Source organism: Mesorhizobium sp. 128a, from assembly GCF_053848025.1.
In genome coordinates, this window is sequence record NZ_JBSPKY010000020.1 from 35,920 (window position 1) to 48,517 (window position 12,598).

General features: G+C 56.9%; 18 protein-coding genes. 5 read left to right on the top strand and 13 right to left on the bottom strand.

The window, feature by feature from the left end:
- Positions 1 to 58 precede the first annotated feature (58 nt).
- Together ACWTU9_RS26820 and ACWTU9_RS26825 are read right to left on the bottom strand one after the other, a co-directional pair.
- Positions 59 to 274, bottom strand: coding sequence for a hypothetical protein (locus tag ACWTU9_RS26820; protein ID WP_455860955.1), 216 nt, complete (start codon positions 272 to 274; stop codon positions 59 to 61).
- 28 nt (positions 275 to 302) lie between these two features.
- Positions 303 to 839: a hypothetical protein gene (locus ACWTU9_RS26825; RefSeq protein WP_455860956.1), complete on the bottom strand. Its 537-nt coding sequence runs from the start codon at positions 837 to 839 to the stop codon at positions 303 to 305.
- Positions 840 to 1,102: 263 nt separating this feature from the next.
- On the opposite strand from ACWTU9_RS26825, the gene ACWTU9_RS26830 reads away from it, so the two are divergent.
- Positions 1,103 to 1,645 carry a recombinase family protein gene (locus ACWTU9_RS26830; RefSeq protein WP_455860957.1) on the top strand — a complete coding sequence of 181 codons (543 nt, stop codon included), beginning with the start codon at positions 1,103 to 1,105 and terminating at the stop codon, positions 1,643 to 1,645.
- 186 nt (positions 1,646 to 1,831) lie between these two features.
- Positions 1,832 to 2,035 carry a hypothetical protein gene (locus ACWTU9_RS26835; protein WP_455860958.1) on the top strand — a complete coding sequence of 68 codons (204 nt, stop codon included), beginning with the start codon at positions 1,832 to 1,834 and terminating at the stop codon, positions 2,033 to 2,035.
- A 90-nt stretch (positions 2,036 to 2,125) separates the two neighbouring features.
- Here the strand turns inward: ACWTU9_RS26835 and ACWTU9_RS26840 are convergent, their stop codons facing one another.
- The 4 genes from ACWTU9_RS26840 to ACWTU9_RS26855 all read right to left on the bottom strand — a co-directional run bounded on the left by ACWTU9_RS26840 (position 2,126) and on the right by ACWTU9_RS26855 (position 3,296).
- Complete coding sequence (locus ACWTU9_RS26840; RefSeq protein WP_455860959.1) at positions 2,126 to 2,326, bottom strand: hypothetical protein; 201 nt, start codon at positions 2,324 to 2,326, stop codon at positions 2,126 to 2,128.
- Between the two features lie 108 nt (positions 2,327 to 2,434).
- The gene (locus tag ACWTU9_RS26845) at positions 2,435 to 2,653 is read right to left on the bottom strand and encodes a hypothetical protein (RefSeq protein ID WP_455860960.1); all 219 of its coding nucleotides are present in this window, start codon (positions 2,651 to 2,653) and stop codon (positions 2,435 to 2,437) included.
- A gap of 17 nt (positions 2,654 to 2,670) precedes the next feature.
- Positions 2,671 to 3,015 (bottom strand): sunset domain-containing protein, encoded by a 345-nt coding sequence (locus ACWTU9_RS26850; RefSeq protein WP_455860961.1) that lies wholly within the window; start codon positions 3,013 to 3,015, stop codon positions 2,671 to 2,673.
- Positions 3,016 to 3,044: 29 nt separating this feature from the next.
- Positions 3,045 to 3,296: a hypothetical protein gene (locus ACWTU9_RS26855; protein ID WP_455860962.1), complete on the bottom strand. Its 252-nt coding sequence runs from the start codon at positions 3,294 to 3,296 to the stop codon at positions 3,045 to 3,047.
- Positions 3,297 to 3,504: 208 nt separating this feature from the next.
- Here ACWTU9_RS26855 and ACWTU9_RS26860 point away from each other — a divergent pair, with 208 nt between their 5' ends.
- Positions 3,505 to 5,262, top strand: coding sequence for a DNA methyltransferase (locus ACWTU9_RS26860; RefSeq protein WP_455860963.1), 1,758 nt, complete (start codon positions 3,505 to 3,507; stop codon positions 5,260 to 5,262).
- A 2-nt stretch (positions 5,263 to 5,264) separates the two neighbouring features.
- Here the strand turns inward: ACWTU9_RS26860 and ACWTU9_RS26865 are convergent, their stop codons facing one another.
- Positions 5,265 to 5,447, bottom strand: coding sequence for a hypothetical protein (locus ACWTU9_RS26865; protein WP_455860964.1), 183 nt, complete (start codon positions 5,445 to 5,447; stop codon positions 5,265 to 5,267).
- A 249-nt stretch (positions 5,448 to 5,696) separates the two neighbouring features.
- On the opposite strand from ACWTU9_RS26865, the gene ACWTU9_RS26870 reads away from it, so the two are divergent.
- The gene (locus ACWTU9_RS26870) at positions 5,697 to 5,963 is read left to right on the top strand and encodes a hypothetical protein (RefSeq protein ID WP_455860965.1); all 267 of its coding nucleotides are present in this window, start codon (positions 5,697 to 5,699) and stop codon (positions 5,961 to 5,963) included.
- Here ACWTU9_RS26870 and ACWTU9_RS26875 read toward each other — a convergent pair.
- The 3 genes from ACWTU9_RS26875 to ACWTU9_RS26885 form a co-directional block, all read right to left on the bottom strand.
- On the bottom strand, positions 5,915 to 6,448 hold the full coding sequence (locus ACWTU9_RS26875; RefSeq protein WP_455860966.1) for a hypothetical protein: 534 nt from the start codon (positions 6,446 to 6,448) through the stop codon (positions 5,915 to 5,917). The genes ACWTU9_RS26870 and ACWTU9_RS26875 overlap by 49 nt on opposite strands.
- Positions 6,449 to 6,460: 12 nt before the next feature.
- Entirely contained in the window at positions 6,461 to 6,856 is a 396-nt protein-coding gene (locus tag ACWTU9_RS26880) for a hypothetical protein (protein WP_455860967.1), read from the bottom strand.
- 84 nt (positions 6,857 to 6,940) lie between these two features.
- Positions 6,941 to 8,314, bottom strand: coding sequence for a tyrosine-type recombinase/integrase (locus ACWTU9_RS26885; protein WP_455860968.1), 1,374 nt, complete (start codon positions 8,312 to 8,314; stop codon positions 6,941 to 6,943).
- Between the two features lie 549 nt (positions 8,315 to 8,863).
- Here ACWTU9_RS26885 and ACWTU9_RS26890 point away from each other — a divergent pair.
- Positions 8,864 to 9,169 carry a hypothetical protein gene (locus tag ACWTU9_RS26890; RefSeq protein ID WP_455860969.1) on the top strand — a complete coding sequence of 102 codons (306 nt, stop codon included), beginning with the start codon at positions 8,864 to 8,866 and terminating at the stop codon, positions 9,167 to 9,169.
- 119 nt (positions 9,170 to 9,288) lie between these two features.
- Here ACWTU9_RS26890 and ACWTU9_RS26895 read toward each other — a convergent pair whose 3' ends face one another.
- The 3 genes from ACWTU9_RS26895 to glmS form a co-directional block, all read right to left on the bottom strand.
- Positions 9,289 to 9,459 carry a hypothetical protein gene (locus tag ACWTU9_RS26895; RefSeq protein ID WP_455860970.1) on the bottom strand — a complete coding sequence of 57 codons (171 nt, stop codon included), beginning with the start codon at positions 9,457 to 9,459 and terminating at the stop codon, positions 9,289 to 9,291.
- A 58-nt stretch (positions 9,460 to 9,517) separates the two neighbouring features.
- The gene (locus tag ACWTU9_RS26900) at positions 9,518 to 9,802 is read right to left on the bottom strand and encodes a hypothetical protein (RefSeq protein ID WP_455860971.1); all 285 of its coding nucleotides are present in this window, start codon (positions 9,800 to 9,802) and stop codon (positions 9,518 to 9,520) included.
- Between the two features lie 272 nt (positions 9,803 to 10,074).
- Positions 10,075 to 11,898, bottom strand: coding sequence for a glutamine--fructose-6-phosphate transaminase (isomerizing) (gene glmS, locus ACWTU9_RS26905; RefSeq protein ID WP_455860972.1), 1,824 nt, complete (start codon positions 11,896 to 11,898; stop codon positions 10,075 to 10,077).
- Positions 11,899 to 12,598: the final 700 nt, after the last annotated feature.

The window sequence follows — 12,598 nt, forward strand, 5'->3', positions numbered from 1 at the left end:
TTGGTGGAGCGAGGGTTCCCGAACCCCACCCTCGCGCTCCCGCCCGCCCAGGACTGCGCTACTGGATGGTGCCGGTCTTCGGCCTGATCCCGGTCTGGGCGTATTCAACAAATTGGAGCGCCGCCAGAATGGTCATGGCGCTCCGCATGTACTCTTCCTCGCTGGTGACCTCTTCGAGGGCGGCCATTGTTGCGTTGAACGTCTCGGCCGACGGCGGTGCCGGCAGGCTGTTTACCTGCCGGATGATCGCTGCTTTGGCTTCGTCGCGGGTCATGTCCCCTCTGTGAGCGAGAGCTAGGAACCTACTTCTTTTTAGACGTTTGCAGCGTAAGCTGGAAATAGTCGCTGGCGTCCCCGAAAAAGGCCATCCGGGTATTTGTCCCGGTTTCCGGGAGATAGCGGCAGTTGGCGCGGTCGTTCTTGCCAAGCTCGCTCTTTTCGAAGCACAGGCGCATGGCTGCATAGATGTTCGGCGCCACCGACTTCATGTCATTGCCAGAGTCGCTGATCGCACCCAGCGTGTCCTGATAGGCTTTGTCAAAGTTCTCGATGTAGGACGGGTCTCCTACGCGGACCGACAGGCTGTAGGCGACGGAGGCATTATCGTCATAAGCATTCACTTCAACGAACGGGACAAGGCGATACTCATTCCCGGCTAGGCGGCAGCTGAACGCCTTTTTGCCGTTCGTCGACTTGTCCTTACACTTATCTCCATATTTCCCGGACAGGTAAGACGTCAGCTTGGCGTAGTCGAGGGTTGTCTCTTGTGCCGTTGCCGATCCCACCGATATGGTGGCGAGCGCAAGCAGGCATGCTCCCAGCTTCAGGGGCGTCCTCATTGTCATCGTGATCCTCAGGGGTTGCAGGTGGCGTTGCGTTTTCCGGCGCAGCTTTGAGCCAGGCGCCAGAATCCTCACCCCTATTCAGAAATCACGATTTTTGAGCCCGAACATAAGGCTGCGCTAACTAACGCGGCGTTGGCTTTTATGCGCAAAATTTAGGCAAACAGTCGTGACCAGCTTCGAGAATATGGGCAAAAATATCAGGGCAGGGATGTTGCAAATCTCGTGAATTTTGACAGAAACAGTGGAGGCTCTCTTGGATGAAATACGGCTATGCGCGGGTATCTACCGAAGCGCAGGACTTGGCCGCACAAATTGAGCGGCTGAAGGCGGCTGGTTGCGAGAGGATTTTCTTTGAGAAGCGCAGCGGCAAGAATGTCGACCGCCCCCAACTGCGTCGGCTCTTACGTTCACTGAAGCCTGGGGATGTGGTGCATGCCGTCGTCAGCGACCGCATGGCGCGTGATCCGTTTGATATGCTGAATATACTTAGGACGGTATCGGCAGCAGGTGCGGGGTTGCGCCTCTTGGACGAGCCCTATATCGACACTGCTTCTGAGATGTCGGACCTTATCCTGTTCCTCGTCGGATGGGCCGCCAAATGGCAACGGCGCAGGATCCTGGAAAATACCTCGGTTGGGCGAGCGCGGGCCATGGCCAAGGGCGTGAAGTTCGGGCGCAAGCCGAAGCTCTCAGAGCAGCAGCGTCGGGAGGCTATGGCCCAGCTCGCGGCCGGGGAGACCATGGGGGAGGTCGCGCATCGCTACAACGTCAGCAACAGTACGATCTCACGATTGCGGTGACGATGCTCCGATGGAAGGGCACCCGGAATCCGGTAGAATGACTTGCAACGCGTTGTTTCGCCACCTTCCGGGCAACCGTGTGGAAACGGCGCGCAGACCCGCTGGATGGGTCAGTACAACCTGCGCCCGCTTGAACGTCTGGCCGGATTGCGCAATTGTGAATGCCCCAGTCCAACGGGGTGAGCGATGAAGCGTACGGCAAAGGCACGACCGTTCGTGCCGACCGAAATTCACGTCGGCACGGTCACCGATGAAAAGGGCGCTATAGGCATCCTCTCGATCGTGACAACGGAAGGCTTGTTGGATATAGCGCTGGACCGACAAGCCGCCGAGGCCATCGTGAACGCCATCGGCGCTATCCAGTCCAAGCTGGAAACCGTCGAAACCTAGAAAAAGAATGCCCGCTTGGAAGCCGGGACAGAGAGGTCCCGGGGAGACGCCGGCCGGAGGATCGTTCGTTCCGGTGGCTGCTAGGTTGCTTCAGCATAGTTGACGGGTGGACGAGGGCTCCTTGGGCCATACCTGCCGGTCGCCAAGCATCAAGCGGTAGCCATCATTCAAGCTGGGGATGATGGTCAGCGCCTCCTTTCCCGAATAGAAAGTCGCAATTGTTATGGCGTTCCCGTCTATCATGCGCTGCAGGCGATAGACGTCGAGATGCGGCTTGTCATAGTCTACCAAGAAAGTGTCCCCCTGCGGACCGTATTAGCCGTCTTCTATGACGCTTACGTGAGGCGACGTCCGCAACTCCCAGTCCAAGGCTTTTCCGGCATTAGGTAGCTGTTACACCTAGCCCGAAAATGGCTGGCTCTCGCCATTTTCATGCAGGGTAATGTGGAACCCTTTGGCGACTAGCCGGTCAAATTCTGCATGGCCTCCATGGTGGGCCCATGACTCTATGACGATGACCAGCGATGGTTGGGTAACGCTCGTCAAAACCAGCGACTTACGCGTCCCGCTTGTCTTTTTTTCAACCTTCGCGTCTTTCGAAACCAGAAAAGTAGTCACCTCAGCACCCCTCCATTTCAGACCTTAGACTTTCGCCAGCCGGCCATCCACGCTTGCCATTCAGAACAAAACCAGCGCTCGCCTTTGGCCGGGTTGACGACCGTCTGATTGTAATATCGCTGGCCTGGCATGTGATAAATCCGCTCACCGGTCTCCATGCTAACGTTGCCCTTGATGTTGCATCCATCTGGCGCGGTAGAGGCGCTGCCCTGACGATGGACTGTAGGTAGAGGATGCTGTTCGGTTTGCGGTATGAGGTAGCTTGCCCCGGCAACGCCGCAAAGCAAGACAGGAATTAGCGCCCGCTGCTCTAACAGCGAACGCCTACGCCGCCTTATAGGCTTCTGCCCTTGAAGGCCCATAACCCTCTCCCCAAGGGAGAATGCTACTCCTAAGACTTGGAGTCCAGATAGGGCGGGCTCACCGGCCCTGTGGTGTTCCATCGGATGAACGGAACTTCCTGCCCGGTCACGTCCCGCACGGCTTTCAACAGTACCTCATGCAAGACGCGCGTCTGCCGGTAATGGTCGCAATGTGGTGAGATGAACGGCTTGATGATGCTTAGGTGCAGCGCTTCCGCTGCCACCAGAAAGCGCTCGATTTCAGCCTGCGATAGTTGCTTTGAAGGTTTCGACCTAACCATTGCGATCTCCTAAGAGAATCGCCCCACCTAGGACAATGTTCCTACGTTCGCCCAGCGGTGTAAAGCGGGTATCCATTTTGACAATGGCTGCCATCGCGTATTCAGCATTCCGCCAAATGTTCAAAGTAAACAACTCGTTAATTGGCGAACAGCAACCTTCTTTAACCATCTTCACCCATATTTAAACGACGTGGCAAGGGCAACGGCGATGAATAAGCTGTTTTTTGGCGACAATCTTGACTGGCTTCCAAAGCTTGAACGGGAAAGCGTCGATCTAATTTATCTTGATCCGCCGTTCAACTCGCAAGCGACCTATAACATTCTCTACAAGTCCCCAAGCGGAAAAAACGGCGGCGCTCAATACCAAGCCTTTGAAGACTCTTGGCAGTGGGGGCCGGCGGCTGATTATGCATTCGCCTTGGTTCGAGATAGCCAATCTCCGGCATATGGCATTCTCACGGCTCTGAATAATTTCATGCAGAAAAGCGATCTCATGGCGTATCTCACCATGATGACCGCCAGGCTGTTGGCAATGAAGCGCGTCTTAAAGCCAACCGGCAGTCTTTTCCTGCACTGCGACTCTAGCGCTAGCCACTATCTCAAAATCATCCTTGATCAGATTTTCAGCGAGGGCGGATTCCAAAACGAAATCATATGGCGGAGGTCCACCGGCAAGTCCTTGATGACCCGCCGGTTGCCAACAAATCATGATTCGATCTTGCTCTATTCGGGCGGCGACAGCGCATGGAACGCGGATGAGGGTTTCGCGCCCTATAACCCTGATAATCTGCCCGAGACGATCAAAACAAAGTACCGGTATGTCGATGAACAAGGGCGCCACTACCGCTTGGACAATCTTATCAACCCGAACTCAAATCGGCCCAACCTGACCTATGAGTTTCTTGGAGTGACGCGCGTTTGGCGATGGACGCGCGAGAGAATGCAAGCGGCCTACGATGCCGGTCTTATCATCCAAAATGCGGCCGGTCGGGTGCCTAGCTTCAAGCGCTATCTGGACAAGCAGCGCGGAATGCCACTGGACGACGTTTGGACTGACATTCCTCCCATAAACTCCCAAGCAGCGGAAAGACTCGGATATCCAACTCAAAAGCCCCTGCCGCTTCTGGAGCGCATAATCAGGCTGAGCACCAATCCTGGTGACGTAGTGCTCGACCCATTCTGCGGCTGCGGGACGGCAATTGAGGCCGCCCAAAGGCTTGGTCGAAAATGGATAGGGATTGATGTAACCGTGCTGGCAATCGACGTTGTGGAGCGCCGGCTCCGCAAGATGAAGGTCTGGAACAAAATCCACTATGAAGTCGAGGGCATTCCGAGGGATATTGATGCCGCCCATCGCCTCTTCGATGAAGATCCCCACGATTTCCAGCTATGGGCCTTAACAATGGTTGATGGCCAACCGCGAGAAGGCGGGAAAAAGGGCGCTGATAAGGGCGTTGATGGCCTCATCTACTATCAGCATGACAGCAAAACGATTCTTCCGGCGATTGTCTCAGTGAAGGGCGGGAAGAACATTCATGCGGACCACATCCGCGATCTTATCGGTACCATGCATAGTCAGGATGCAGAGATGGGCGTCTTTGTCACGCTGAATGAGCCCACTTCGGCAATGATGAAAGCTGCAAGGGAAGCAGGGTCTGTCGAAGCCTTCAACAAGCTTAGACCCCGCGTCCAAATTCGCACGATTGAACAATTGTTTGCCGGCCATAAACCAGATTTGCCGCCGGTGCATGATATCATCTCAGCCGCCGCCGCCGCTCGTCGCCTGTCGGCTCGTCGCGTGCCGCCGCTTGTGACGCCAGAACAAATCCGCGAGCAACCCTCGTTCAAGTATCCGATATCGGGTGGCAGAGCGCAGGATGCACAAAAGACAATGGCATTGGACGATCCGCTGTTGATCCCCCAAGAGGATAGACCGCAGCGAAAGAGCGCCCACCGAAAAGGCTAGCTCTAAACCTGCCAGAAGATATGCTTGCCGAGCCCTTCGCTGGAAACCAGCAGGCCCCTAGCGCGATGATGGCGAAGGCATGAGCCGACACGTTTGCCAATCGTCTTTACAAGGCGTTTGTAAGCCGTGTTCATGCCGCGCTCTGCCACTACATGCATCGTCAATTCTTGCGTGCTGCACGTCATCTAAGTTCTCCTACTTGGCTGCCGAGCGCTGCCAATAGCCAGCCCAGACATTTGAAATCGGGTGATTGAGCGCCGCACCGGCAATCTGCCCGATTAGCGAGTATCGTGTGTAAGCGCATGTGTGAGCATAAGGTGGCGCCTGGCGCCTTGACTAGCCACCGATACAAGAACCAGCGTCGGCATGGCGACCGACAGCGCTGAGGCAAGAGACCGCCATTTCATAAGTAAACAAAATTGTCATGGACACCCATGCAGTTATTGCCTCCCTGCCAGTCGCAGGTTATTGAGGCCGCCAACGCAGCTTTCAAAAGGATTATCGAGCGGATAGAGCCGGCCAATGAGGAACTTACTCGAAGCTATTGGGATGCCGAGAGCTATATCGACAATGAAATCACCGCATCCATGCTGCCGATCTCACTGGACTACGCTGCGTACCTCGTCGACGTATTTCTGATGCCTCATGTGGCTCAACTGGCGGGCGCCGCAGACGAGGAGGCCGCCGAATTTCGACCTTGAACCTCAGGGGCGGCAGCTGGGTTTACCGGCTGCAATCTGTGGGGCACCCCGATCAACACCGTGACCTTTACCGCCACCTCTTCCAGGGTGGCGGTAAGGCGGTTGATCTGCGAGGCCGTAGCGGACATTTCTGGCCCGTAGCGGGTGACGAGGTATTCCCGATTCTGACTGAGGGACTGGAGATGCTTGGCGGTTTTCGCACGAAGGCGCAGCCCTGCTGCCATGGTGTGCTCCGTCCGTGCCGACAAGTCATGGTGCATTTTGCGGATCTGATTGGGATTGTGCCCGCGGTGGAGCAACAATGCGGTCAGGTAAAGTTCGATGGCATGGATTGCCGACAATCTGAACGGCGCGCGGGTGAGCGGTTTGCCGGGACGGCCGAGGGGAAGCAGCTGGTGTGCCGCCTTGCGGTATTCTTCTGCCAACTCGTGAATCTGTTGCGGGGATGCCAACTCGCCCGGATACTTGCGTTCTTCGATTGCCACTTCCGTCCCCCCTTATCGTTTGCGGTAGTAAGCATCCCATGCCAGCTTGATGTCCGCAAATGTCCATTCCCGCCGTCGGCCATAGGCGGGACTTTGACGGGTACAGCACTCATTCAGGCCAGTTTCTCGGCAGAACTTCATAAACCACGATGTGGATTTCGGCTTGCCGCGCCGCGTCGGTTCAATCTGGCAGATGAGGCCACTATGCGCCCAATGGTCTTGTGGGTTAGCAATGGAGGCCGGGTCCGTCAGGTAGGCGCGGAGTTTTTGTAGAGTGGCGTCGTCGGGTGTCTGATGGAGTTCCGCACGCATGGACGCGACGGCTAAATTCGCGCCTTCCCGGGCGGCTTGCGTCAGCATCTCGCGCAACTGGGCGCTGGTCAGCACAAGCGCCTGCATGGCTTCCATGGGCAAAGGCTTTCATTGTTGGATTGTCGCGGTTGAAGGTCGCCGCAAGGCCATTGCCTCATAACCAAAAAATGACGTCAAGCGTTAGATGCCGAGCAGGACGCCAAGCCGTTCGGTGACCGGGCGCAGCGGATCCACGAGGCCGAGGTCGTAGATCATTGTGGTTTCGAGATTGCCCTTGTGGTCCACATAGTGGGAGATCGCCTCGTGCGATACGCCCTGACCCGTCAGCATCAGCGAAATCGCAATCCGCTTGAGGTCATACAGCTGGAAATACGCCGGCACGCCGGGGAGGGCCTTGAACCGGTCCAGCCCCTTGCGGAAGTTGTCGCGGGGCCGAGTATGATCGGTATGGGACGGGAACAGCAGCGTACTTTCGGGCCAGCGGGCACGTTGCACCCGAACCATGGCAGCAACCCGGGAATGGATGGGCACCGAGCGATAGGCATATTCATAGAGCGAGCGCGACAACTGGATGCCTTTGGTGTTGTGCTTGTGCCAGACGAGCTGATCGAGGTCGAAGTGGCTGAACTCGGCCTTGTTGAGGTCGCTGGGACGGGCCATCGTCAGGAACAGGATCCCCATGTAGTTGCAGAGCTCCTGCATCTGGTCGTTAGCGGTCGCCATCTGGCCCCTGACCAGAGCCATGTTACGCTTGGCAGGCCCTTCCAGATGGTTGATTTCCGGCACCGCCTCGTACACCGGATAGAAGATATGCGCCGCAATCTGCCGTATCTGTTCGGTGGAATAATTGCGGCGACGTCGGATCTGCTTGCGCGCACGTATTGGCGTGCACGGGTTGCGCATGTCCACCAACTGCATGCGGATTGCCCAATTGTAGAGAGCCAGAACGTGGCGAAGAGCGCTGTTGAACACGTACGGGGAGTTGAACTGCCTCTGGAACTCCTCGATATGTACTGGCTTGATGGCGTTAAGCGGCCGATCGGCGAACATCGTGCCGAAATCCTTGTACAGCCGCTTGCTGTTATATCCGCGGCGGCTGGCCACCTTCGGCGCCGGCCGGAGCCAGTGAGCCACGAAAATCGCAAAGTTATACCGATAGCCCTCGGAAAGGCCGCTGACATGGCTTTCCCAATATTGATCAATAGCCTCGCGGACGGTGAGGAAATGCTTGCGGCGAGTATCAACCCGGTCAAGGTCGGGGTCTGTCCCGTCCTTGAGCTGCCGTTCGCGCTGTATCACTGCCAGGCGCGCAGAGCCGACGCTGACCGTGGTTGCTGACCCCAAGACCTTTCGGCAGCGCCTGCCGTTGAATCGATAGGCATGGACGAAGGACTTTTGCCCAAGCGCGGTGACCCGGAGGCCAAGCCCGACAACAGAGCCATTGCGGATTTGCCCGTTGGCGGCGACCGCATAATCCCAATAAAGTTCCTGATCCTTGTCAGGAGGGCAATTCGCTTCGAAAACAACATCGTCTGTCAAAAATATCTGGGGCATTTCATGTAACTTCCATGTAACCGATTTATAGCAAATGTTGCATGGAAAGTGAAGTAATGATTGATAACGAAGTCCATAAAATGACGAAATAACAAATGATTACATATTTCAATATTGTGGTAATATTAGCCTGGAGGCACTCCGAAGGAAGGGGTCGTGCGTTCGAATCGTGCCGGGTGCACCAAGTTTTTCAAATGGATGGCATGGTCTTCAGTCTCGTCGGTTCCTGTCATGTAACTTTCATGTAACCGCAGTTGCAAGTCCCATATTGAACGGCCTTTATAAACAGGTAGGTCAGGACGCGCCGGCCAATCCCCGCCGCCCGGTCACGGAAAGACGAGACTCCTGTTGAATACCGGAACCAGGCTCTTCGAAAGAACGCTTGGAGCTGTGGGGTATGCAGCATTGACAAAGTTCAGGCCAAGCCAAACTTCTTTGGCGAAAGTCGGATAAGCCCTCAATCTTTCTTGCAAGTGCGCGCGAAACATGGATATCTAAGTGCGGATAGACTGCTGGGCGCAGAACCTACCGGAATCGCGGGTTGGGGGCATGTATTTTCCAAGATTTCTTGTCGGCGCGACGACCACTATGCTGGTCGTCGCAGGCTGGGTTTACCATGCAACCGGTTCAATCTGGCGAACGACAGGTTGGACGGTGCTCATCGCCATCGTTCTCCAAGTGGGATATTTTGCAGCCGTGGCGGGGTTTATTTATTTCGGCGCGTTCAAAGGGGCGGGAACAAGTGATACAAGCACGAGCGGTGAAAGTGGGTCGCTCCCGATCGGGCGGGACGGCATATCTCTCCTGATACCTGAAGCCTATGACCTTCCGCACGGCGTGGAGAGGGACGACTGAACGTCCCGAGCAGCGCTAATTGGCATGGGGCAATGCCGGCAATGCCACGTGGCTGATGCTCAGGCAGGTCCATTCGCAAGGCATGTTCGGAACTTTCGGCCGAGCTCAGCCAGTGCGTATTAAGGATTTGAATGATTGTTGTTGCGGGTCACGTGCTTGCCTGACGACCAGATCACGTAGAACGCCCCCAACTTCCATACTGGCACGCGTCGATCCCGTTCGCTGTCTCGCAATTCGCGATAGGTCTTCACCTTGAGCGTGCCGCCCGGCATTCTGATACGCAAAGCCATTTTCCATCCGCCTTCAGTATGGCGAAGCTTAGGTGCTTTCTTTTCCTCTTGGAGGAAGTCAATTTAAACCTCGCTCATTGCGCAGAGATCTTAGAACGCCAAGTTGCGTTCTTTTTCTGCAAAAGTGGGAACCGTCTCGCACGCGAGCGAAGCCGGCACCGGCAGCTGACACGTAAAGGGCTTGGTCGAGAGTCGACAGCACGACATCGGATCCGCGCCATGGTCGATCACGCATATTGACGACCGCGCCGATCTGGATGCCGGCCTGGCTTCGATTGGTATCCGCGACCTGACGAACATTGACGTCATCATATACGACCGCGGGCGTCACATCCTTGCGCATTTAACGGAGCTCCGATTCCGCCTGCGCCGAAACGTTAACGCGCGTTCGTCATTTACAGATGATTGTTCTCGCTTAACCGGATCGCCGCGAATGACAAGGTATACAACAGCCGCAAAGTATCCGACCTGCAACGCGAGAGCCGCAAGGGTGGCCAAAATTACCGAATACAAGACCGACCAGGTCGCAATGAAGGCCAAAGCCAGAAGAAGCATCAGCGCGCATGTGGAGAATACCAAAAATCGCGGAAAATACATGTGCTTGCCCTCAACTCCCTACTCCACCGTCACCGATTTTGCCAGATTGCGCGGCTGGTCAACATCGGTGCCCATGGCCGCAGCGGTAAAATAGGCGAGCATCTGGATCGGCAGCGCGTAGATGATCGGCGAGATGATCTCCGGCACCTCGGGCAGGAGGATCGTCTCCATCGTCTTGATGCCCGCCTGGGCGGCGCCCCTGGCGTCGGTGATGAGGATGATCTTGCCGCCGCGCGCCGCCACTTCCTGCATGTTCGACACCGTCTTTTCGAAGATGCGGTCATGCGGCGCGATCACGATCACCGGCATGTTCTCGTCGATCAGCGCGATCGGCCCATGCTTCAGTTCGCCGCCGGCATAGCCCTCGGCGTGGATGTAGGAAATCTCCTTGAGCTTCAGCGCGCCTTCCATGGCGAGAGGGAAATTGGTGTCGCGGCCGAGATAGAGCACGTCCTTGTAGCGCGACAGCTCGCGCGAGATGCGCTCGATCTGCTCGTCGAGCTCCAGTACCTGGGTGGCGAAGCGGGGTGCTTCGGAGAGTTCGCGCACCAGCTGTTTTTCCTGATCGCGCGTGATGGTGCCGCGCGCCACGCCCGCGCGCACCGCCAGCGCCGCCAAGACGGACAGCTGGCAGGTGAAAGCCTTGGTCGAGGCGACGCCGATCTCTGGCCCGGCAAGCGTCGGCAGCACGACATCGGATTCGCGCGCCATGGTCGATTCGCGCACATTGACGACAGCGCCGATCTTCATGCCGGCTTGGCGGCAATAGCGCAGCGAAGCCAGCGTGTCGGCGGTCTCGCCAGACTGCGAGATGAAGAAGGCCGCGTCATTGGCCGACAGCGGCATCTCACGGTAGCGGAATTCCGACGCGACATCGATATCGACGGGCAATCGCGCATAGCGCTCGAACCAGTATTTCGAGATCAGCCCGGCGAGATAGGCGGTACCGCAGGCCGAAAGCGCCAGCCGGCCGATCTTGGCGAAGTCGAATGGCAGGTCGAGCGGCTTCGACATACCGGAGACGAAATCGACGTAATGCGCCAGCGTGTGCGAGATCACCTCCGGCTGCTCATGGATTTCCTTTTCCATGAAATGCCGGCGGTTGCCCTTGTCGACCATGAAACTGGTCGAAAGCGACTGCTGCCGCTCGCGGTCGACCTTGTTGCCGTCGATGTCGTAGATGGTGACGCTGTTGCGGCGTACTTCCGCCCAGTCGCCGTCCTCGAGATAGGTGATCGAGTTGGTGAAGGGCGCGAGCGCGATCGCGTCCGAGCCCAGGAACATCTCACCCTCGCCATGGCCGACGGCCAGAGGCGGACCGTTGCGGGCGCCGACGATCAGGTCCTCGTCGCCCTTGAACATGATCGCCAGCGCGAAGGCGCCGTGTAGCCGCTTCAGCGCTTGATGCGCGGCTTCGACCGGCTTCAGCCCCCTGGCGAGCTCGCGCGCCACCAGATGCGCGACGACCTCGGTGTCGGTCTGCGAGGAAAAGCCATAGCCGTCGCGGGTGAGTTCGTCGCGCAGCTCGGCGAAATTCTCGATGATGCCGTTGTGGACGATGGCGACGCCCTCGGAAAAATGGGGATGCGCGTTGGTCTCGTTCGGCACGCCATGGGTCGCCCAGCGGGTGTGGCCGATGCCGATTGTGCCCTCGAGCGGCTCTTCCTGCAGTCGGCGTTCCAGGTTGATCAACTTGCCTTCGGCGCGGCGACGGCCGAGTTCGCCCTCCTCGAGGGTGGCGACGCCGGCAGAGTCGTAGCCGCGGTATTCCAGCCGCTTCAGGGCATCGACAATGAGCGGCGCGACCTGCGATTGCCCAACAATTCCAACGATACCACACATGTCGACAGTTCTCCCCTCGTCAATACAGCACGCCGAACTACGTTACAACAACATCGAAAGCAAGCCACAGCTAACATATACCGAAAAAGAAGCATATTGCCGCAGCCAATAGCTGCGATGTTCGACATCACCGTAAAACGCAACAGTAATACTGACAGACAGTAGCTGAACCCAAATGCCACACTCGCAGAAAGCGAACTCACTAAGTCACCATTTTGACAGCTGCGTGACGAGGACGCACTCGTTACAAATTGCGCAAAGACAGGCCCACAAGTGCTGCCCTCCAGCCACGTAGCAATGCTGTATAGCCTGGCGCGTCGCTCCGTCGGTCTGGTCCAACCGAAGAACACCAAAACCAGACCGCGTCATTTGGCCACGGACGGAAAAAAGCTCAAACAACTGCGGGCGATAAAACATGCAGAGCCAAGGGTTTGTGGAAAAGCCAACAGCGTCTGAACCGAATGAAATTCAGCCCCAATCCGCCTCCCGTCTGGCCTAATAAGCACGATATTTAATCGATTGTACCGATCGCGACAGTCAAACTCCCCGCTTGCTTTTCTCAGACAAGCATCATATGGGTCCGCAACCTGAACACAACGGACCCGCAGGCCTCACAACCTTACATACTCATGAAATCAAAAAGCAAACTGCAAACGCACGGCCTCTGCCGCGAGTAACGTATGTGCTGTGTGGAAGTCCA

Excerpts from the sequence above, each read along its gene's own strand:
- ACWTU9_RS26870 (WP_455860965.1), top strand. The coding sequence starts at position 5,697 with ATGCAGTTATTGCCTCCCTGCCAGTCGCAGGTTATTGAGGCCGCCAAC.
- ACWTU9_RS26855 (WP_455860962.1), bottom strand. The coding sequence starts at position 3,296 with ATGGTTAGGTCGAAACCTTCAAAGCAACTATCGCAGGCTGAAATCGAG.
- ACWTU9_RS26835 (WP_455860958.1), top strand. The coding sequence starts at position 1,832 with ATGAAGCGTACGGCAAAGGCACGACCGTTCGTGCCGACCGAAATTCAC.
- ACWTU9_RS26885 (WP_455860968.1), bottom strand. The coding sequence starts at position 8,314 with ATGCCCCAGATATTTTTGACAGACGATGTTGTTTTCGAAGCGAATTGC.
- ACWTU9_RS26825 (WP_455860956.1), bottom strand. The coding sequence starts at position 839 with ATGAGGACGCCCCTGAAGCTGGGAGCATGCCTGCTTGCGCTCGCCACC.
- ACWTU9_RS26860 (WP_455860963.1), top strand. The coding sequence starts at position 3,505 with ATGAATAAGCTGTTTTTTGGCGACAATCTTGACTGGCTTCCAAAGCTT.
- ACWTU9_RS26895 (WP_455860970.1), bottom strand. The coding sequence starts at position 9,459 with ATGGCTTTGCGTATCAGAATGCCGGGCGGCACGCTCAAGGTGAAGACC.
- ACWTU9_RS26880 (WP_455860967.1), bottom strand. The coding sequence starts at position 6,856 with ATGGAAGCCATGCAGGCGCTTGTGCTGACCAGCGCCCAGTTGCGCGAG.
- ACWTU9_RS26820 (WP_455860955.1), bottom strand. The coding sequence starts at position 274 with ATGACCCGCGACGAAGCCAAAGCAGCGATCATCCGGCAGGTAAACAGC.
- ACWTU9_RS26890 (WP_455860969.1), top strand. The coding sequence starts at position 8,864 with ATGTATTTTCCAAGATTTCTTGTCGGCGCGACGACCACTATGCTGGTC.
- ACWTU9_RS26865 (WP_455860964.1), bottom strand. The coding sequence starts at position 5,447 with ATGACGTGCAGCACGCAAGAATTGACGATGCATGTAGTGGCAGAGCGC.
- glmS (WP_455860972.1), bottom strand. The coding sequence starts at position 11,898 with ATGTGTGGTATCGTTGGAATTGTTGGGCAATCGCAGGTCGCGCCGCTC.
- ACWTU9_RS26900 (WP_455860971.1), bottom strand. The coding sequence starts at position 9,802 with ATGCGCAAGGATGTGACGCCCGCGGTCGTATATGATGACGTCAATGTT.
- ACWTU9_RS26850 (WP_455860961.1), bottom strand. The coding sequence starts at position 3,015 with ATGGGCCTTCAAGGGCAGAAGCCTATAAGGCGGCGTAGGCGTTCGCTG.
- ACWTU9_RS26830 (WP_455860957.1), top strand. The coding sequence starts at position 1,103 with ATGAAATACGGCTATGCGCGGGTATCTACCGAAGCGCAGGACTTGGCC.